Here is a 20376-nt window from a genome sequence, read left to right on the forward strand (position 1 = left end):
ACTCCAATTCTCACGACAGTCGGAATTACAACGTTTTACAAAATCAACAAACCACAACGACAAACTCAAAAATAGAATCTAATTGATTAATTTTGTAGGTAAGTTCAAATTGCTTCATTATGGAAAATCACGTTGTCAAAGTATTACAGTCTTTTTACATTAATTACGATGTAAAATGTTTTGTTGTCGAAAAACCCAAGGATTATGATTTTATTCCCGGACAAGCTACCGATGTTTCCATTAACCTGCCCGGCTGGGAAGAAGAGCTCCGCCCTTTTACCTTCACCAGCTTAAAAAGCCAGAAATACCTCGAATTTACGATCAAGATTTACCGCGACCACGATGGTGTCACGAATATGCTCGGAAAGGTCAATGCCGGCTCCGAATTGATCTTACACGATGTCTTCGGGGCGATCCAATACAAAAAACCAGGCGTTTTCATCGCCGCCGGAGCGGGCATTACGCCTTTTATTGCCATTTTCAGGGATTTGCACAAGAAAAACAAATTAGGAAACAATAAGCTGATTTACACCAACAAAACTTCAGACGATGTGATCCTGGATGGAGAATTGTCGAAAATGCTGAAGAACAACTACCTTAAGGTATTTACCCGCGAGAACGTGATTGGCTATGTCGGAAAAAGGATCGACCGGAATTTCCTGATTGAATATATTGCCGATTTCAGCCAGCACTTTTACGTATGCGGCCCTACGGATTTCGTAAACAGCATCACTAAATACCTGCTGGAACTTGGCGCTTCACCGGATGCCCTTGTTATTGAAGAATAAAAAAGCCGGAAATAGCAATCCCGGCTTTAAAACATATTTTATCTCCTGCTTATTTGACAGAAATGCGCGCAGTATCGTAAAATCAAGGTTTCACGGCCGGCTGATAATTTTGTTTATCGAAAATCATTTTCGACAATATTTCTTTAAGGATTTCCGAAGTCCCGCCTCCGATTGGTCCTAAACGGCTGTCTCTTAACAAACGTGCTAGCGGATATTCTTCCATGTAACCGTAACCGCCCAGCATTTGCAGGCAGCTGTAAATGGTTTCGTCCGCGACTTTAGTAGATTTCAGTTTGGCCATGGTTGCTTCTTTAACCACATATTCTCCTTTGTCCAATCGAGCAACGGCCGCATAATTGAATATTTTGCAATGCTCCACATCCGTAGCATGCTCTACTATGGTATGGCGTAGCGCCTGGAACTTGTCTATTGTTGTCCCGAAAGCTTCGCGCTTGGACATATAATCGATTGTATACTCAAGAGCATATTCCGATCTCGCATGGGCATTGATAGCCATAATCAAACGTTCCAAGGCAAAATGCTGCATGATGTACGGGAATCCTTTCCCTTCCTCACCCATTAGGTTTTCTGCAGGAATCTCAACATTATCGAAGGCAATTTCAGCCGTATCCGAAGCTCTCCAGCCTAATTTATCCAGTTTTGTGGCAGTAATCCCTTTCAGGTTCGCATCCACCAAAAACATACTGATTCCTTTATTCCCGATATCCGGGGTAGTTTTAGCGGCCACGACATAATAATCGGCATATACTCCATTGGTAATAAATGTCTTGGAACCGTTGATGATATAGCTGTCCCCTTTTTTTACCGCTGTTGTACGCATTCCTGCAACATCACTGCCTCCGAAAGGTTCGGTAATGCACAATGCTCCTATTTTATCGCCCGAAATACTTGGCGCCAGGTAATCTTGCTTAATCCGTTCGCTGCCTTCCGCATTCAAATGGGTCATGGCCAGGTAAGCATGTGCCCACATAGCCGCAGCAAAACCGGAAGATTTTACTTTTTGAAGTTCTTCTAAAAACACTACAGTATAGAACAAATCCAGGTTCAGTCCGCCATAAACTTCAGGGTACCGCAATCCAAAAAAGCCCATTTCCCCGAATTTCTTCCAGATAAAACGCTCGATTGTGCCTGTTTTTTCCCATTTTTCGATATGAGGCACTACTTCTTTCTGTAAAAAATCCCGTAAACTCTCCCTAAATAATTGATGCTCTTCTGTAAAATATACTGAATCCATATAACTGCGACTGTTTAAAATATTTGTTGTGTTTTTTAGAAGTCCAAATATAAGGCAATAATTTTTGCTTTTTCAACAGGAAACCCCTTTATTTTTATTAAATCCTCAACCGAACGAATTCCTCCGTTCATGCTTCTGTAGGTTACAATTTCCTTGGCCAAAGCATACCTGAAGTAAGGAAAACGGGCCAATTCTTTCACCGCAGCATTATTGATGTCGATCTTCTGCGCTACGACTGGGCTAATGACCTTGAAATGTTTGTTCAATTCGGCGATAACTTCCGGCGACAATCCCCAGATATCCTCCATTTGTTCCATACTCACAATTCCGTTGAGGGAAACCTTAAATTTCAGGATCCTCTCCGAAATGCCTTCTCCGATGCCATAAATCCCGATTAACTGTTCTTTAGTTGCCTGATTGATATCGATTACAACTATTTTTTCTTTCTTTTCAAAATGCTTAAAAGATGATTTTTCAAAAGAAGAAAACCCCTGTTTTTTATTGTTCACCCAATCGGGGAATTTAAAATAAGGAGAAATGGCCGCCAGCAAAGAATCGGAAATTTTAGTAACCTGTTGGAATTCGAGCGCGGAATTCACATACCTGTTGGTTTTCCTGAACGCGAGCAACCGGTCAATTTCCGCTACTTTCATCCCAAGTTTGTAGCCTTTGAAATCTGTAATGAAATTGGGATTAAAAGGATACATCTTATACGAGGTTTCCCGGCTGGCGGTTTTGAGCGAATCGATCTCCGTTTGCAGCGAAAGCCATTTTTCCGCTTCCTTGGAAATGATTTCCTTTGGAGTAAAATCAACCAGGAAATAAAGCAATTGCAAAAAAACGATCAATCCGGCCAAGGTAGCCAGTCCCACACGCTGTTCTTTATTGAACGCGAGATACTCTTTAAGATTCATAAAAACAGTTATAAATCGAACACCGAACTTCTCTTGGCCCGCACCAAATCCTTCAGTTTAATCAAAAAACCCAGGGTTAAATACACGCCAAACCACAATCCTGCCGTCACAAATGATATATAGATGAAAAACAGTCTTACGTTGTTTGCCCGCATCCCCAATTTCTCGGCCAGGCGCGATGCAATATGGAAGCCTTGTTTTTCAAACAGGTATTTTAATTTGATAACGAATCTCATGTTTGCGGATTAGAATTTCAGTTGTCCGTAAAATTACGAAATTAATTGCTTTTCCAATAGGGTTGACCCAATGTATCCCGAGCAATTGCCGCCGCCATGTTTTCCCCTGAAGGAACCTGCACCTGCAAAAAAGCCATTTCGGCCATCAACGCCTTTTCCCGCTTCTTTTTATACAGGAAACGGAATGGAATGACCGTATTGAGCAACAGCGAATCAATAAAACTCCTCGATACCGTTTTGATCTTTTTTGGATTTTGTTCCCCAAACCGGCAATGGGCCTGCCAATAATCGCTGGCCGAAACCGAAAACACGGCATAGAGCTCCGCTATATTGTTTGCTTCCATTATTGTAGTGAACAAATTATGGTTCGAATGATACAAAGAAGCCAGTTGCGACAATCGCATGGTAGGAAAATTATCGGGTTGATGCCGGAAAAAAACAACCGGCCCGAGAGAAACCAAACCCAACAGATGCTTCTGCTGCAAATAGTTCCAGCGGCTCTGCAATCCTTTATAATAAATATCTTCCTTATCCGGCATCAGCAAATTTGCCCTGCCCATAAACAGTGCTTCGAGGTTTTCCCTTTCAAAGGCTTCTTTCCTGATTACAGCAAACGGAAGGGACTGTGCTATCTTGAAAAAAATGCCTTCATTCGTATCTAAACCGAAGTTTTTCATCAAAAAACAAAAAAATGCCGCTTCCCAATCGTTCCGGTTTTCCTGTAGCAGTTTTTCAATAGGCTTTGATTTCTGTTCCAGCCACTCAAAAAATAGCCGCTGCTGCCAATTTTCCATCCGAAACCCTGAAAAAGACCCGATATCCTTCTCATAGGAAAACCTCGGCTGAGGATTTTTAAGTTCCCGGTATTGTTTAATCAGCTCCGTAGAAACATAACCTTTAAGTTCCAAAACAGGAATTTCAGACTTATCTTTCCTGAAAACAGCCTCGTCTTTTTCCCAAACTACATACAAAATGATAGCGTCATACCTCGGATCCTGCTTGCAATGGCGAATATCCCAATTGGAAGATTTAAGGTCAATTTCAACATTTCCGGCCCATTTCTGGTTGGCAATCGTAAGTTGGGCATTGAAGAAAACCGGGCCTGATTGTTCTATGTAATATCCGGTGTGATGGATTTCTAACGGATCTCCCTGTGAAGTTTTCAATCCTGAAGAATTGGCGGGAGTGCAAAATTTTTTGTATAACCAAACGTGGTGAAGGAAGTCTTCTTTCATGGCGTGTAAATAAAAATAATAAAATGGCGTATAAATGAAGTACTAAAGTACTAAAAAAAGCATACCAAAATTAATTTTGTAGTAATTAACTTAAAAAAATAATATTTGATTTTTCCTCATTTCCCTATTGATGCATCCAAATTATTATATTTGCCGCACCAACAACCTACTTAACTTTATGAAAAAATATTACTTATTGGCCCTCATTGCCTGTATTACATGGACTGCACAATCCCAAAAAGGTCTTAAATCGGTACAAGTAACCTACAGCAGAAGTTCCAACGGATCTGTCCTAGAAAACCAAGATCCGATCGTGCTCCTGGCTTCGGACAAAACCAGCTTGGTTACTTCTGATAAAATCATGCACAACCAAACCGGTTTCCCCAGGGAACAGGTGTTTGTCGATTTTTCAACCGGTACCGTCACACAATGGGCCCAATTTGAAAACGGGAAATCAATAATAACCATGGATAGCCTGGCTTTGTCAAAACAAAAATTCGAACTGAGCAACGAAACCAAAAAAATCCAGGGCTTTAGCTGCAAAAAGGCAAAAACAATCATCAATTCCAACACCATCGAATTGTGGTATACCAATGAATTAGATTTTAAAGGTGCTCCAACGGTTTTAGGGCAAACCCTGGGATTGGTCCTGGAAATGGTCCGCAATGGAAACTACCAGGTCACGGCCACTAAAATAACACTATCCAAAACAGTCCCGGCATTGTTATCCGTACCAAATCCTCTTCCGAAAAAAGTAGACCAGTTATCTTACCGCGATATCTTATGGAAAAGCCGCTTCACAAATATTCCGGTATTTAAGAAAGAGGTTATCAATTTCTCTGACGAATCCAAATCCAACGATAGCATCCTGCGGTATGCCAATGGTACTATAATGGTCCGAAAAGTAAAATTCCCCGTCATTAAAAAAGGCAGCCAGATTTTTGCCGATGTAACCGAACAATCTAACGGAGATGCTTATGACAGGACCGGTTCCGTATTCCTGATCCCTACCGACAAACCCATTTCTTACCTTGATGGGCTGCAAAAAGGCGTCAAAACCTTACCGGTGTATGAAAATGGCAACGGCAAAAAATACCAGGGAGTGGTTCGGACAGGAAATTATGCTCCTTTATTGGAACTCATGCGTTTTTTCACTCCTTTTGGGGTAAAACAATACAATACCATCCAATTGAAAAACAAAGCCTGGCAGGATAGCGTTTATTACCGCCAGGACATTTCGGAAATGCTTCCCGCACTAAGCAACCAGGAAGTCTGGATTGGAATGAGTATCGGGAATTATGACAAAGGAGGCCACAAAGCCAGCCTGAATATTTCCATCCACCCGGAAGAAGACAGCAAACCGAAGAGCTCATGGCTGCTGCCGCTTTTCAACACTAACAATGTAATGGAAATGGCCGGTCAGGAATATGCGACTATGTTTGACAGTGAAAAAGGCCTTGAAGTGACTTTTGAAGTTCCCGAAGGACTGAAAAACATTCAATTACGCTACACGGCAACCGGGCATGGCGGCTGGGAGAACGGTGATGAATATTTGCCAAAGAAAAACACTATACTCTTGGATGGTGCTGCGGTTTTTGCTTTTACACCCTGGAGGACAGACTGCGGATCGTACCGGTTGAGCAATCCTGCTTCGGGGAATTTCCCTAACGGCTTGTCTTCTTCGGATTACAGCCGGTCCAACTGGTGCCCGGGAACGGTAACAAATCCTATTTTGATAGATTTAGGGAACCTTTCACCAGGCAAACATACGATGCAGATAAAAATCCCGCAGGGAGCTGTAGAAGGTACCAGTTTCAGTTCCTGGAATATTTCAGGATGCCTGATTGGGAATTAAGCCATGATTTATAAAACAAAATTCACGGGCCTTCCTTTTGAAAATAGGAAAACCCGTGAATTTACACTAAACTAAAACGTACTTTATTTTATCGAATTGATAATATCGTGCTTGGTGATGATATGGTGTTTGCCATTTCCTAAATCGACCAGGACCGCTTGATTTTCCTTATTGATCAATTTCGATACTTCCTCTACCGGAGCACCTAGTTTCACAATCGGGAAAGCTGCTCCCATTACTTCACGGATAGGTTTGTCGGCCACATTTTTATCACTGATATAACTTTGGAACAAATCCGATTCATCAACAGAACCTACAAAACCGTTGACATCTACCACCGGGATCTGTGAAATCTTATACTTGCGCATTCTTTCGATGGCATGCGAAACCAATTCTTCGGTACGAACGGTAATTAATGGCTTGTTGATGTGCTCCTTGATCAGGTCTTCGGCTTTGGTAATCACTTCTTCAAGGAAACCGCGCTCTCTCATCCAATCATCGTTAAACATTTTACCCACATAACGGCTGCCCGAATCGTGGAATAAAACGACCACTACATCTTCCGGTTTAAAATGCTCTTTCAGCTGGATAAGGCCTTTGATGGCTGCTCCTGCCGAATTCCCTACAAAAATCCCCTCTTCCAGGGCGATTTTACGGGTATACACAGCGGCATCCTTATCGGTTACTTTGGTAAATCCGTCAATTAAGGAGAAATCAACATTTTTTGGAAGGATGTCTTCCCCAATGCCTTCGGTGATGTAGGTATAGATTTCATTTTCATCAAAAATTCCGGTTTCATGGTATTTCTTGAACACAGAACCATATGTATCGATACCCCAGATTTTGATATTTGGGTTTTTCTCTTTCAAATATTTAGCCACTCCGGAAATAGTTCCGCCAGTACCTACACCCACTACGAAATGTGTAATCTTTCCTTCGGTCTGTGCCCAGATTTCAGGACCGGTCTGCTCATAATGCGCCGTAGCATTGCTTGGGTTGTCGTATTGGTTAACGTACCAGGAATTAGGTGTTTCCTCTGCCAAACGCTTGGAAACCGAATAATACGATCTCGGATCGGTTGGTTCTACGTCTGTTGGGCAAACAACCACTTTAGCGCCTACCGCACGCAGGATATCACATTTTTCTTTGGATTGTTTATCCGAAATAACGCAGATTAATTTATATCCTTTAACAATCGCACCAAGGGCCAATCCCATGCCGGTGTTCCCCGAAGTCCCTTCGATGATGGTCCCGCCAGGTTTAAGGCGACCGTCCGCTTCCGCATCTTCGATCATTTTTACGGCCATCCTGTCTTTTACCGAATTCCCGGGATTGAATGTTTCTACTTTGGCCAAAACCAAAGCATCTACTTCAGCGGTGACTTTATTTAATTTTACTAAAGGGGTATTCCCAATAGTTTCCAATATGTTTTTTGCGTATTTCATTTCACTTATAAGTTTACTGCAACCTGTTTGCAATTGCAAAGGTAAAAATAGAAATTGAATATTGCTATTTCAATTGCACCGAATTGCGTGAGGGATAGAGGCGACATCCTTTTGTGCCGCTGAGGCTTGAGCGAGAGCGAAAAGCCCGGCAAACAAAAGATAAAGCCGAAAGCCCGACCCTTGCGGTCACGCCCAATAACCTATTGGAAGAAGTTCCAGACCAAGCCAAAACGGATTACAAAATCCTTGTATGGGTAATCGGGTGCCGAATAATAATTCCGTCCTGTAAAACCGGAATTAAAATGTTCCGCCTTAAGGAAAATCCTGGTTTGGCGCACGCGGGCGTTGACAAAGAAATCGATTAGGGGGAAATCGCCTATTTTTTCGGTATCCTGGACATAGAACTCGCCTATGAGAGGATTGTAATTGTTGGCGTTGTATTTTGAAAAATACTGGAATGTGAATCCGGTTTGCAGGTATAAGGCTTTTTTGAAAAAATAATCCGTGTAATATACGGTATTGCGGGTTACGAATTTAGGCACATTCAAGACCGCATCTTCCTGCGACACTTCCTGGAACAAAACCGTGTTGTCAAGCCCGAATTTGCCCAGCCTGAATTCTTTCCTGACTTTTACCGACAGGTAATTGATGGTTTTATTGTATTGTTTCGGGGTGGAAATAACGATAGTGTCGGAAGCGTCATCATCACTGAAATACAGATGGTTGTCAAGTGTGCTCCATTGTGCTTCGGCGGTAAGCCATTGGGTAGCTGCTTTTAGCTTGACGGTACTGATCTTCTCATTCCTGAAATTATTCTTCCAGTTGTAACCGATAAAATCACTTTGGTACAACGTATAATTCAAATCCGGGACCTTGTTCAGGTTAAGGTATTGTGCCGAAAAACGGTTCTTTTCATTCAGCTCATATTTTGCCGAAATGTCTATTGTGGAAAAAGACTGTTTTGAAACGGAAGTGGAAAACAAGGCATAGCCGTTAACTTTATTGCCGGTATAAAAATACTTCCCTCCTGCCGCATTGAGTTTACTGTTGTTTGCGTGCGGAACCGAAACCTGGTTATTGGAAAGGACGTACTTGTCGTAAAAGTAATTGTATTGGAAATCCTCAACGAAAACATTAAAATTCCCGATTAAGGAATTCGAAAAAGTAGCACCCAACTTATTGTACATGATGTTGTTTTTGGTCAGGTCCCGGTAATCAGAAATAAGATAGGCATCCCCAAACCGGTCGGTTTCCGATTTCTTCTTAAACTCGAAGAACTTGGTTTCATAACTGAATTGATGGTTTAGCGAAACAGTATTGGCATTTTCATTCCTGTTGATGCGAAATGCATGGTCGATAAAATAGCGTTTTCCTTTTAAAAGGGAACTGGCATCTTCAAAATAAACATCCAGCCTTGCCCTTTCTGTAAATTGGGAATCCCCTGATTCAAAATCGCCACGCTTGATTATCCCGCCATTTTCGTTATTGAGTATATCCTGGCCTGTGAAATGGAAATTGGCGGCATATCTTTTATTTTTGGTAAAATAACTCGTGGTAAACCTGAAATTCCCGGTACTGGATAAGGAATTGAGGTATTTCCCTAACGAACGAAGCCCTTTGTAGGCAATGGAAAAATTGAGGTTTTCAGAAGTGTTCAACGTGATAAAAGCATCCAGGGACTGCCCTTGTTCCAAAACGGTTTTGAAATATAATTCCGTTAATGGGGTTGCCACGGAATAATAATTGATATCCTCCGCTTTGGCATAATTGAAATGTTTGGCCTTGAATCCGAATTCAGGATAAGCACTTTGCCGGTTTAGGCCGAAATCTAAAGTATTGTAGGTTTGCCCGTCATTATTAAAAGGCAACAAACCAAAATTGTCCTTCCGGAGGTAATTGAATTTATACTCTTTTTGGATTGTTAGTGACGTATCAACGTATGTAGTATCTTTTTCGAGTGTTACGATACGGTATTGATCAATAGACGCTTTGGGATTTTCTTTAGGCACATCTCTTAAAGATTTCCTTATGGTATCTTTCCCCACCGGATTTACTTCCTGGGAAAACCCAAAGGAACAGACAAGCAAAAAATAAAAAGCGAAAAAGTACTTCATGTTGTAATAATCAATTGCAAAAATACACATTTGAAATTACTAATATACAAAGTCGTCTTAAAAAAAAAGGCTGCCGAATGGCAGCCTTTTAAAATATATAGCACTAAAAATTAGTAACCAGGATTTTGATCAATGTTCGCATTTGCATTGATTTCAGAAGTTGGGATTGGCATCGTAAACCTGTGATCCGTGATAGGAATAGTTACTGGCATACCTGGAACTTCGTCATCTGTTGCATCTCTGTCAATAGATACTCCGGCAGCAGCTCCTAAACGCTTAAGGTCAAGGTATCTGTGTCCTTCGAAACATAATTCCAATCTTCTTTCCAAAAGAATATCTTTCAATGCGTCAACAGCTGTAGCATACACAGGCAATGCTTGTGGAGCTAAAAAGTTTCTTGCATCTCTGATAGATTTAACTATTGAAGCAACTGAATTAGAAGCACCATTTAAGTCACCATTGTGTTGGTAGCACTCAGCCAAGATGAAGTACATTTCAGACAATCTGAATACTTTCAAGTCATTTCTAAGTACAGCACCCGTTTTACCAGGGTATTTATCAACAATCAGTACATCTGTATTAGGGTAATTAGGATCTGTAGCATAATTAGGGTTAACAATAGATGTTGGATCCACATTAGCATATCTTCTTACGTCTCCAGATGTAGCTCTTAAAAGGTTGAATAATTTTCTACCTACTTCAAAGAATGGAGAACCTCCAGCCGTTGTAGTATTAGTCACAAAATGACCAGCCACATTATCCCAAGTTCCAACTGCAGGTCTATCTAAAGAGAAGATAACTTCAGCAGGGCTGGAATCATTGAACATTTTTCTGTACGGATTTGTTGAAGCAGTACCATAGAATGAATTGTTCCAAGCAGTAGAACCAGCAGCACCGTTGATTGGAGCTCCAGCAGGAACAGGAGTTGCAGCTGTTAAATTCAATCCTGAATTGGTAATAACATCCTGAGCGTATTGTTGTGCTAAAGTATAATTACCACGGTACAGATACATTCTTGCTCTTAAAGCATTGATCATATTTTTAGTGATGAATTTATACGTATTAGCTGTAGAAACATTGTCATACGCAAAATTCAAATCTGATTCGATTAATGCGAAAACCTCACCATTAGTACTTCTAGGCAAATCTTCCGTGAAAGCAGGAACTCTATCCATTAGGATAACACCTTCTGCATTGTCATTTTCCAAATCTGTTGAGAAATAACTTAACAATTGGAAGTGAGAAAACGCTCTGATAGCTCTTGTTTCAGCTACAATAGTATTGTATTGTGCTTCTTCAGCAGCATCAATAGGAGTGATTAAAGCAGCAGCTTTCAACAACCTGTTCGCTCTGTTGATCGTTCTGTAGTGACCGTACCAGATAGCTTCAGCATAACCATTGGCAGCAGTCAATTGGAATCTGTGCGTATCAAGGTTTTGTCCTCCAGTACCTCTACCTACTCCAGTTTCATCCGTGAAAATTCCCGTGAAACCGATTTCGTTAGATACGGATATTGTTGCGTATACTCCATTTGAGTAAGACTTCATGTCAGCGACATTCTGTATTGCCACATCTTCATTCAACTCACCATCCTGAACAATCTCATACGCATCCTGGCACGATACAAACATACCAGATGCCAATATCGATATTATAAGAAATTTTAATTTGTTCATCTTATTATTTTATTTAAAATTCAACATTTACACCCACAGAAATTGTTCTTGGAGAAGGGAATTTACCTAAGTTATTTCCATCAACACTATCTGCATCAAAACCTCTCCATTTCGTCCAGGTATATAGATTTTCTCCTTGAGCGTATAATTTCAACGATTTGATGAAAGTACCACTTAAGAACTGACTGCTAAAGTTATATCCTAATGAAACGTTTTTCAATCTGATATAAGAAGCATCTTTCAACCACATATCTGAATAGGTAGATCCTGCATCAAAGTTAGTAGCATCAAGAGAAGGAATGTTAGAATCTGTGTTTGTAGGAGTCCAAGCATTCAATAAGTCAGCAGACATATTTTGACCTCCGATGTAGCTAGGTCTTGATAACCATAACAATCCCCAGTCATATCTGTAAACATCTTGAACGAACGCAAATTGAGTATCCAAGAAAAATCCTTTGTAATCAGCATTTAAACCGAAAGCTCCCTGGTAAACCGGAGTATCGCTTTTACCTGTTCTTCTTCTGTCACTGTCACTTGGATTAGCCGTTAAGTTACCGTCAATATCCAAGAATTGTAAGTTACCGTCAGCAGGGTTAACACCAGCATAAGGAACTGTATAGAACTCACCAACTAATGAACCGTTTTCGTAGATTCTGTCTCCGTCGATAGTTTTTTCAATATCCGTGATCTCATTTTTATTGTAAGATCCGTTAGCGAAAACGCTTAATTTAAAGTCTTTTGAGTTTTTGATGATTTTATATTTCAACGCAAGCTCAATACCTTTATTAACGATTCCTCCGTTGTTACCGTCCATAGACGTACCGTTTCCAACACTAGCAGAAAGGTTGATATTGTTGAATAATTTAGTTGTCTGTCTTTTGTACACATCTAAATTTCCTGAGAATCTTCCGTGGTAGATTTCGAAATCCAAACCAATGTTAGACATTGCCTGCTCTTCCCACTGAAGTGTTGTGTTTCCGATCTGACCAACTACATAAGCTCCTGAGTTACCATATCCTGTACCAGAACCGGTTAAATCTCTAACTAGGTTGTTTCCTAGGTACAAAGGATTTCCTCCGGCAACAGCTGCCTGGATATTCTGGTTACCTTGAGTACCATAAGATCCTCTTAATTTCAACATGTCAAAAATAGAGTTTTCCATGAATTTCTCTCTGTCAATATTCCATCTTCCACCAACAGACCAGAAAGTACCCCATTTGAAATCATCAACGAATCTGTAACTTGCATCTCTTCTTACGATAGCATCCACAGCATATTTACCATCATATTCGTATCCTAATGTACCGAAATATGAGAATGAACCAGCATCAGCTTTAGATGCAGCAACTGTAGGTCTTAATGTAGCGTAAGTTGCTCCAACGTTTGTCCATCCTGTTCCAGCACCAAATGCGTATGTTTTAAGATCTAAACCGTTTTGTGTCAACTGACCTACTCTTCTGTGTGCTTTGATATACTCAGTATACAATCCTGCAGACACAGCGTGTTTTTCTTTGAATGTTTTGTTATACAACACTTTAGCAACTGTATTGTATCCAAAATCCCTGTCGTATGTTTGACGCTCCAATCCTCCGAAAGGAACAGCGTTTGTTTCTCTTACTGCAATTGCCAGGTAAGCCCATGGCGCTCTTGCAAATGTTCTTTCAGCTGAATTGTAATCAACTCCCATAGTCATTCCGGCAGAAAACGCATCCGTAAAGTTGTAAGTCAAATCAGCATTTGCCAAAACTTTGAAATCATTAACTCTGTTTGGAACATTTCCTTCTTTCAAGATATCCTGCATTACGAAAGTAGTAGTACCATACGTAAAGTTTGTACCGATCATATCGTATAATGCTTGTCCAGAACCTGGATAAACACGGTCATCATAACCATAATAAGGCAATCCTGTTAAAGATCCCAACAATGGGTTTTGTACAGTATTGTTATCGATTGCAGCTGTTTCCTGATCCAATTGGTGTCTTGTAGAATAAGCTACAGTAAGGTTTGTACCGTATTTGAATTTTCCGTTTTCACTTTTACCGTCAGTATTTGTTCTGAAAGTAAATCTTTGGAAATCAGTTGTTGGTACGATACCATCCTGATTCATGTAACCAATAGACGTAAAGTTATTGATGTTTTTTCCTCCCACAGTTAAGCTAAGGTTTTGGCTTTGCGTAACTCCAAGGTTGAAAAATTCTTTTCTCCAGTCTGTCGTTGCAAAACTGTCGATTTCTGCATCAGTCAATGGAACACCAGCACCAAAGAAAGGGTTGAATCCAGCTCCTCCACCATCACCATACGCTCTTTCGATACGCATTAATTGCTGAGAATTCGCTAAGTTATAATCGTCTTTTGGCAAAGAAGAGAAACCAGTTGAGCTTGAAAAACTCATTTTCAAAGGAGAATCAAATTTACCTGCTTTAGTATTAATGATAATAACTCCATTTGCTCCTCTATTTCCATAGATAGATGTTGCAATCGCATCTCTCAATACAGATGCAGATTCAATATCCTCTGGATTTAAGTTTCTGAATACCACTGAGTTTGTTGGCGTACCGTCAACAACATATAATGGCTCAGTTGAACTATTAAGAGTACCAATACCTCTAATCAACAAGTCAATTTTAGCAGAACCAGGTGATCCTGAAGAAGTTGAAACTGTTAATCCTGGCGCAGCACCTTGTAAAGATTGCAACAAAGTAACGTTAGGTCTGTTCTCAAAAGTTGCAGCACTAACTGTAGTTGCAGCTGTCATAGCTTTAGGCTTTGTTGCTGTTTTACCATATCCTTGTACCACAACTTCGCTTAATTGAGTAGCAACTTCATCAGACATCCTAACATTTATAGAAGCCGATCCGCCTACTTGCATAGACATATCTTTCATTCCCATGAAAGTGAACAATAAAGTTTCCCCTTCTTTAGCTTTGATAGAATAACTTCCATCAAAATTAGTTTGTGTGCCACGTTGCGTTCCTTTAACCACAACATTCACTCCTGGTAGCGGCCCTGTAGCATCGGTTACCACCCCCGTAATAGTTTTCTCTTGAGCGAAAGAAAACTGCATTGTAAACGCCAGTAAAAGCGTAAAAATCCATTTGAACTTTGATCTCATATTAATTTTATTTGAGTTAGTTATTCCGCAAACTTCTTAATAATTTCTTAAAAAACAAAATAATACCATCTATTATTCCATTTTATTTAAGTTAAAGTTTTTCTGGTGAAATTTATCAAAATCGCAGAAACTCAATAAAAAGATGATCGATACTACAAAAGGTTGCGTCTAATTTTATAGTTTTGTAAAAACTGCAGAATGTTAAAAAACAATTATTCAGGAGAACTTCTGGAAGCCGGTACAGATGAAGCAGGCCGTGGATGCCTTGCTGGGCCTGTAACTGCGGCGGCTGTGATCCTTCCGGAAAATTTTGAATCTCTTTTACTAAACGATTCAAAACAACTATCCGAAAAAAATAGGGATTTACTAAAACCCATTATCGAAAAGCATGCTATTTCTTTTGCCGTAACCCATCTGGAACCCTTAATAATTGATGAAATAAACATTCTTAATGCTTCAATAAAAGCAATGCAGGAAAGCATTTGCAAGTTAAATCCTACTTCTTCTTATGTCATTGTGGACGGAAACCGGTTCAAACCCGTAAACAGCATTCCGTTTACGACTATTATAAAAGGAGATTCCAAATACATGAGCATTGCTGCAGCGTCAGTATTGGCTAAAACCTACCGGGATGAATACATGAACAGAATCCATGAAGAATTCCCTATGTACAACTGGAAGCAAAACAAAGGCTACCCTACCAAAGAACACAGGGAAGCCATTGCCAAGTACGGCACAACAAAATACCACCGGATGTCGTTCCGTTTGCTGCCGGAACAACTCCAACTGGAATTATAAAAAAAGAGGTCCGTTACTGAACCTCTTCGTTTTTTAATTGATCATCTCGGCGTCAAACAAATCCGAAAAGTGTTTTACGATTTTCCGTTTCACTTCCTCTTCATCCACTTCCTTTCCCAGTTCCACATGCATGGACGTTACCGCTTTACCTTTTATCCCACAAGGAATAATATTGTCGAAGTACCCTAAATCGGCATTTACATTAAGTGCAAAACCGTGCATGGTCACCCAGCGTGAAGCCCGGACACCCATAGCGCATATTTTCCTGGCAAAAGGAGTTCCTACTCCTAGCCAAACCCCGGTTTCCCCTTCACTCCTTGCACCTATAATATTGTATTCGGCTAAAGTAAGGATAATCGCCTCTTCCAGGAAACGCAGGTACTTATGGATATCGGTAAAAAAATTCTCCAGGTCGATAATCGGATAACCCACAATCTGGCCCGGCCCGTGATAGGTAATATCGCCGCCCCTGTTTATTTTATAAAAAGTCGCGCCTTTGGCTTCCAATTGCTTTTCGGAAAGCAGCAAATTTGAAATATCGCCACTTTTCCCTAACGTATACACATGCGGATGTTCTACATACAGGAAATAATTAGGCGTTTCTTCTTCCTGGTTATCCCTCCTGTTTTTTATTTTAACATCCACTATGTTTGCAAAAAGCTCTTCCTGGAAATCCCAGGTGGCTTTATAATCCTTGTTCCCCAAATCCTGGAGCTGGACTTTTTTATTCATCGTTGGTTATTTTGTAAATTCAACTTCAAAGTTCAATTTCTCGGGAGCGTCCATATATTCATTGAAAGGATATTCAATGGTTACCGTTTTCCTGTCTTCAGAAAACAAAGCGGCCGTATTCGATATACTTTTAACCGGTTTTGGAAAATGGTATTTGATAACATATTTGGACGATGCATAAATCATTTTATAGCTTTCCGCCAGGGAATCGTTTTCAACTTTCTTGATACGGCTTTTATCGATAACCGCTTTCCGGGTAAATTTCTTCCCGTTATACGAATATTTCAAAATGGAATTGTTGTTCCCGAAACTTTCCGGCGAAGCCATCGCATTTGCCCCTACTTTGTTCTTACCCATGCTTTGAAAGGCATTCATGTTAGCCATAGCGTCCTGCAATTCAGTTACATTTTTAAAATCGGTATTCATCGAAAACAAAAATTGCTGGGCTTTATAATCCATTTTCATCCTCATATTGAAATTCTCCAGTTTTTTCAGTTTTTCCTGTTCTTCTTTCGAAAGTTTGGCGATGCTGTCTTTTTTGGCTGCAAAAACTTCTTTAAAAGAGAAAACCGAATCAATGCTTTTTTCGTTTCGGACTGAATCTTTAGGAACCATGGCCATCATGCTCGAGCCGTCCATATCTAACGTATATTTCCCAGAACCGTCAGGATTAATGTAGATATCTTCGGTAAAGGTACAACTGGTCAGGCTTAAGATTGAAAATAATAGGAATACTGCTTTTTTCATTTTTTATGTAATTTTCCTCAAAAGTACAAAAAAGTTTGCCAATCGCCCTAACGGGAAAACCAACCTGCAAAAGCACGGAATAACCGCTTCGAAAAATTAAATTCATTTTCAAATTTTCAAAATTGGCTCATTTTCAAATTATAACTATCTTTGCACGCTTAAAATAACAATAGAATTATGCAACTTTCAGAACAAGAAATCATCAGAAGAGAGAAATTGGACAAGTTGAGAGAACTTGGCATCAATCCGTATCCGGCAAATTTGTTTCCCGTAAACCATACGTCGAAGCAGATAAAGGAAACTTTTGAAGAGGGTAAGAAGGTTGTTGTTGCCGGGCGTTTGATGAGTAACCGTGACCAGGGAAAAGCTTGTTTTGCCGAATTGCAGGACAGCGAAGGAAGAATCCAGCTGTATTTGAACAGAGACGTTATTTGTCCGGACGAGGACAAAACCCTATACAACCAGGTATTCAAAAAACTAACTGATCTTGGCGATTTTATCGGTGTGGAAGGTGAATTATTTACCACACAGGTAGGTGCGCAGTGTATCCGTGTGACGAATTTTGCCTTTTTGAGCAAAACCTTACGTCCTTTACCGATGCCAAAAACAGATGATACCGGCAAAGTATATGACGAGTTTTCGGACCCGGAACTGCGTTACCGTATGCGTTATGTAGATTTGGTGGTAAACCCGCAGGTGAAAGACGTTTTCATGAAAAGGACAAAATTGTTCACGGCCATGCGTACGTTTTTTAACCAGGCCGGTTATATGGAAGTGGAAACGCCAGTATTGCAATCAATACCCGGTGGAGCTGCGGCGCGTCCTTTTATTACGCACCACAACAGTTTGGACATTCCTTTATATATGAGGATTGCAAACGAATTGTATTTGAAAAGACTGATCGTTGGTGGTTTTGACGGTGTATATGAATTCTCTAAAAACTTCCGTAACGAAGGAATGGACAGAACGCATAATCCGGAATTTACTGCCATGGAAATATATGTAGCCTATAAGGACTACAACTGGATGATGGAATTTACCGAAAACCTGCTGGAATATTGCGCCAATGAGGTAAACGGTACTTCGGATGCTACTTTTGGCGAACACAAAGTAAGCTTCAAAGCGCCGTATGCCAGGGTAACCATGACCGATGCCATCAAGCAGTTTACCGGTTTTGACATTTCAGGCAAATCGGAAGACGAATTATTCGAAGCGGCAAAATCAATGGGAATCGAAGTGAATGAAACCATGGGCAAAGGAAAACTGATCGATGAGATTTTCGGGGCTAAATGCGAAGGGAATTTCATCCAGCCGACTTTCATTACCGATTATCCGAAAGAAATGTCTCCATTATGCAAATCACACCGTGACAATCCTGAACTGACAGAGCGTTTCGAATTGATGGTTTGCGGAAAAGAAATTGCCAATGCTTATTCTGAACTAAACGATCCTATTGACCAAAGAGGCCGTTTTGAAGCCCAAATGGCACTTGCGGCCAAAGGAGATGACGAAGCCAACGGAATCATTGACGAAGATTTCCTGCGTGCTTTGGAATATGGAATGCCGCCAACTTCCGGACTTGGTATCGGAATGGACAGGCTGATCATGTTCCTGACAAACAATCCATCCATCCAGGAAGTGTTGTTTTTCCCGCAAATGCGCCCTGAAAAGAAACAGGTTGAATTGTCTGAAGAAGAAAAACTGATTGTGGAATTATTAAAATCCGAAAACAACCAATCACTGGCCCAACTAAAAGAAAAATCGGCCCTGAGTGGGAAGAAATGGGATTCCGCAATGAAAGGCCTGGCCAAACACGGATTAACCAAAGTTGTCGTTGACGGCGAGAACAAAACGGTGGTTTTGAACTAATAATATAGTAAACTTCAATAAAAAAAAGGAACTCAATTGAGTTCCTTTTTTTTATCCGACACATTCATTACCTGCGTTTCAGAAGCAGTGACAATCCCAGGATACCAACTGTGAGCACGCCCAAAGCGGCCAAAACCATCGTCAGGTCCCGAATGTCCTTCCCGGCCCATTCCATAAAAAGGAATTTATGGAAAAAAGCGAACGAATACCCTTCCGCCCTGTCGCTATCGGTAATAAAAGCGGCCAAATGGGATGTCCCGGTTTCGACAAATGCGGTCTTGTTATTTTCAGATTCGAAAGCGACTTTGACCACAGGGAGCCTTTTGTTGACAAATCCGTAATCGTGGTTTTTGAAATCCGTGATGGATGCTGTTTCTTTTATGTGTTCTTTTTTATTTGAAACTGTTTCCGCAACACCATCCATTTCGCAACAGTTTTTATCTTTTCCCGAAATTTTACCATTGAAATAAGAAGCTAAAAATTGTGCATATTCCGTATCGGCTGTTTTGTTTTCTTTTTGGGAAACCGAATTGAAATACCGTACTTCATCCTGTTCTTCTCCTGCAAATTGACATCGGTAAAAAAGACTGTCCTTAAATTGTATTAGGGTCATATTTTTAAAGTGTTTCAACGCTAAAAACCCTTTCATTCCTGACGCATCCAAATCTTGAACTTTAAAAACCGGTTCGTAAACCATTTTTTCCACAGGAATCGGGTTCCATTTTTTAGTAGCATGGTAGGCGCCGCTAAAGGCAAATGTGAGGGTAAACAAGGCCAGCATCAATCCTGCCTGCCTGTGGTATTTCCTTCTTTTTGACGAGGCATCGGAAGTCTTTGCCTTCTTGAATTGCTTCCAAAACAAACCGTAAATCAGTATTCCCGAAAGCGCTGAAAAACCGATAATTACCAAAAGGAAGACCATCAAACAAATCCGGACCGCATTATTGCCGATCGCGTCTATAAAAGACCAATTATGGAATGTATCGAAAAACCAAATGAACCATTGTCGTGATTTTGGGTTGAAAGTCGCCAGTTTGCCTGTTGCCGTTTCCACATAAACCTGCATTTGGTCCGGCCGGTCAAAACTGATTTTATGCACCGGAAGGTATCGGTTCACATACTTATATTGGTTATTGAATTCGGTTATAAACTGCTGATTTGCAATAGGCGTTTTAGCGTCATCCAAAAAATAACGCGCAAGGCAGGCGGCGTACAATCCGTCTCCGTTTTTAAGCAATTTGCCATCGATGGTATTGAGGTAGACTAAATTATCTTCTATTGTTTTCACCTGGTAATATTGATGGCCTTCAAACGAAACAAACCTGAAATTCTTGATTTCCTGGATGTTATTTTGCAGTAGCGCTTCCTTCAGGCTGATCTTAATCCCGGAAGGATCGATGCTTTTGGCCTCAAGAATATCCCTTGCGATTTCGGGTTTGAAAAAATGGGCCATAAAAGGATGCATCAACCCGGACAAGCACCAGAATAAAACCGGGATTATCGTAATAAAAGCCAGTATTTTATGCCATTTGTATATTTTCTGCTTGAGTTTTTTTGTCAGCTTTTCACGGAAGCTTTTCTTTTTCGGTTGCTTTTCCAT

Annotated in this window: 15 protein-coding genes; 4 read left to right on the forward strand and 11 right to left on the reverse strand. The window is 40.5% G+C overall.

Annotated elements, in window-relative coordinates:
* Positions 1–119 precede the first annotated feature (119 nt).
* On the forward strand, positions 120–788 hold the full coding sequence (locus tag E4635_RS13845; RefSeq protein WP_135527298.1) for a ferredoxin reductase domain-containing protein: 669 nt from the start codon (positions 120–122) through the stop codon (positions 786–788).
* A gap of 82 nt (positions 789–870) precedes the next feature.
* Here E4635_RS13845 and E4635_RS13850 read toward each other — a convergent pair whose 3' ends face one another.
* From E4635_RS13850 to E4635_RS13865, 4 genes are read right to left on the reverse strand one after another with little or no spacing between them, the layout of a single operon-like run.
* The gene (locus tag E4635_RS13850) at positions 871–2043 is read right to left on the reverse strand and encodes an acyl-CoA dehydrogenase family protein (protein ID WP_135527299.1); all 1173 of its coding nucleotides are present in this window, start codon (positions 2041–2043) and stop codon (positions 871–873) included.
* A gap of 35 nt (positions 2044–2078) precedes the next feature.
* Positions 2079–2957, reverse strand: a complete 879-nt coding sequence (locus E4635_RS13855) for a helix-hairpin-helix domain-containing protein (protein ID WP_135527300.1) — start codon at positions 2955–2957, stop codon at positions 2079–2081.
* Between the two features lie 8 nt (positions 2958–2965).
* Positions 2966–3193 (reverse strand): PspC domain-containing protein, encoded by a 228-nt coding sequence (locus E4635_RS13860; RefSeq protein WP_135527301.1) that lies wholly within the window; start codon positions 3191–3193, stop codon positions 2966–2968.
* 41 nt (positions 3194–3234) lie between these two features.
* Positions 3235–4428, reverse strand: a complete 1194-nt coding sequence (locus E4635_RS13865) for a DUF2851 family protein (RefSeq protein WP_135527302.1) — start codon at positions 4426–4428, stop codon at positions 3235–3237.
* A gap of 178 nt (positions 4429–4606) precedes the next feature.
* Here E4635_RS13865 and E4635_RS13870 point away from each other — a divergent pair, with 178 nt between their 5' ends.
* On the forward strand, positions 4607–6283 hold the full coding sequence (locus tag E4635_RS13870; RefSeq protein ID WP_135527303.1) for a GLPGLI family protein: 1677 nt from the start codon (positions 4607–4609) through the stop codon (positions 6281–6283).
* An 83-nt stretch (positions 6284–6366) separates the two neighbouring features.
* Here E4635_RS13870 and E4635_RS13875 read toward each other — a convergent pair whose 3' ends face one another.
* The 4 genes from E4635_RS13875 to E4635_RS13890 all read right to left on the reverse strand — a co-directional run bounded on the left by E4635_RS13875 (position 6367) and on the right by E4635_RS13890 (position 14630).
* Complete coding sequence (locus E4635_RS13875) at positions 6367–7728, reverse strand: pyridoxal-phosphate dependent enzyme (protein WP_135527304.1); 1362 nt, start codon at positions 7726–7728, stop codon at positions 6367–6369.
* A 200-nt stretch (positions 7729–7928) separates the two neighbouring features.
* A complete protein-coding gene (locus E4635_RS13880) occupies positions 7929–9842 on the reverse strand; it encodes a putative porin (protein WP_135527305.1) in 1914 nt (637 codons plus the stop codon).
* A gap of 110 nt (positions 9843–9952) precedes the next feature.
* Entirely contained in the window at positions 9953–11518 is a 1566-nt protein-coding gene (locus E4635_RS13885; RefSeq protein WP_135527306.1) for a RagB/SusD family nutrient uptake outer membrane protein, read from the reverse strand.
* A gap of 13 nt (positions 11519–11531) precedes the next feature.
* Positions 11532–14630 (reverse strand): SusC/RagA family TonB-linked outer membrane protein, encoded by a 3099-nt coding sequence (locus E4635_RS13890; RefSeq protein ID WP_135527307.1) that lies wholly within the window; start codon positions 14628–14630, stop codon positions 11532–11534.
* Positions 14631–14828: 198 nt separating this feature from the next.
* Here E4635_RS13890 and E4635_RS13895 point away from each other — a divergent pair, with 198 nt between their 5' ends.
* Positions 14829–15428, forward strand: a complete 600-nt coding sequence (locus tag E4635_RS13895) for a ribonuclease HII (RefSeq protein WP_135527308.1) — start codon at positions 14829–14831, stop codon at positions 15426–15428.
* 33 nt (positions 15429–15461) lie between these two features.
* On the opposite strand, the gene lipB is transcribed toward E4635_RS13895, so the two are convergent.
* A complete protein-coding gene (gene lipB / locus E4635_RS13900; protein WP_135527309.1) occupies positions 15462–16160 on the reverse strand; it encodes a lipoyl(octanoyl) transferase LipB in 699 nt (232 codons plus the stop codon).
* 6 nt (positions 16161–16166) lie between these two features.
* A complete protein-coding gene (locus tag E4635_RS13905; protein ID WP_135527310.1) occupies positions 16167–16907 on the reverse strand; it encodes a hypothetical protein in 741 nt (246 codons plus the stop codon).
* Between the two features lie 177 nt (positions 16908–17084).
* On the opposite strand from E4635_RS13905, the gene lysS reads away from it, so the two are divergent.
* Complete coding sequence (lysS, locus tag E4635_RS13910; protein ID WP_135527311.1) at positions 17085–18776, forward strand: lysine--tRNA ligase; 1692 nt, start codon at positions 17085–17087, stop codon at positions 18774–18776.
* Between the two features lie 67 nt (positions 18777–18843).
* Here lysS and E4635_RS13915 read toward each other — a convergent pair whose 3' ends face one another.
* Complete coding sequence (locus E4635_RS13915) at positions 18844–20376, reverse strand: PepSY-associated TM helix domain-containing protein (protein ID WP_135527312.1); 1533 nt, start codon at positions 20374–20376, stop codon at positions 18844–18846.

This window comes from Flavobacterium humi (genome assembly GCF_004745595.1).
GTDB lineage: Bacteria > Bacteroidota > Bacteroidia > Flavobacteriales > Flavobacteriaceae > Flavobacterium > Flavobacterium humi.

What these genes read in the sequence shown, in the direction of transcription:
- E4635_RS13845 (WP_135527298.1), top strand. Translation starts at nt 120, where the DNA reads ATGGAAAATCACGTTGTCAAAGTATTACAGTCTTTTTACATTAATTAC.
- E4635_RS13850 (WP_135527299.1), bottom strand. Translation starts at nt 2,043, where the DNA reads ATGGATTCAGTATATTTTACAGAAGAGCATCAATTATTTAGGGAGAGT.
- E4635_RS13855 (WP_135527300.1), bottom strand. Translation starts at nt 2,957, where the DNA reads ATGAATCTTAAAGAGTATCTCGCGTTCAATAAAGAACAGCGTGTGGGA.
- E4635_RS13860 (WP_135527301.1), bottom strand. Translation starts at nt 3,193, where the DNA reads ATGAGATTCGTTATCAAATTAAAATACCTGTTTGAAAAACAAGGCTTC.
- E4635_RS13865 (WP_135527302.1), bottom strand. Translation starts at nt 4,428, where the DNA reads ATGAAAGAAGACTTCCTTCACCACGTTTGGTTATACAAAAAATTTTGC.
- E4635_RS13870 (WP_135527303.1), top strand. Translation starts at nt 4,607, where the DNA reads ATGAAAAAATATTACTTATTGGCCCTCATTGCCTGTATTACATGGACT.
- E4635_RS13875 (WP_135527304.1), bottom strand. Translation starts at nt 7,728, where the DNA reads ATGAAATACGCAAAAAACATATTGGAAACTATTGGGAATACCCCTTTA.
- E4635_RS13880 (WP_135527305.1), bottom strand. Translation starts at nt 9,842, where the DNA reads ATGAAGTACTTTTTCGCTTTTTATTTTTTGCTTGTCTGTTCCTTTGGG.
- E4635_RS13885 (WP_135527306.1), bottom strand. Translation starts at nt 11,518, where the DNA reads ATGAACAAATTAAAATTTCTTATAATATCGATATTGGCATCTGGTATG.
- E4635_RS13890 (WP_135527307.1), bottom strand. Translation starts at nt 14,630, where the DNA reads ATGAGATCAAAGTTCAAATGGATTTTTACGCTTTTACTGGCGTTTACA.
- E4635_RS13895 (WP_135527308.1), top strand. Translation starts at nt 14,829, where the DNA reads ATGTTAAAAAACAATTATTCAGGAGAACTTCTGGAAGCCGGTACAGAT.
- lipB (WP_135527309.1), bottom strand. Translation starts at nt 16,160, where the DNA reads ATGAATAAAAAAGTCCAGCTCCAGGATTTGGGGAACAAGGATTATAAA.
- E4635_RS13905 (WP_135527310.1), bottom strand. Translation starts at nt 16,907, where the DNA reads ATGAAAAAAGCAGTATTCCTATTATTTTCAATCTTAAGCCTGACCAGT.
- lysS (WP_135527311.1), top strand. Translation starts at nt 17,085, where the DNA reads ATGCAACTTTCAGAACAAGAAATCATCAGAAGAGAGAAATTGGACAAG.
- E4635_RS13915 (WP_135527312.1), bottom strand. Translation starts at nt 20,376, where the DNA reads ATGGAAAAGCAACCGAAAAAGAAAAGCTTCCGTGAAAAGCTGACAAAA.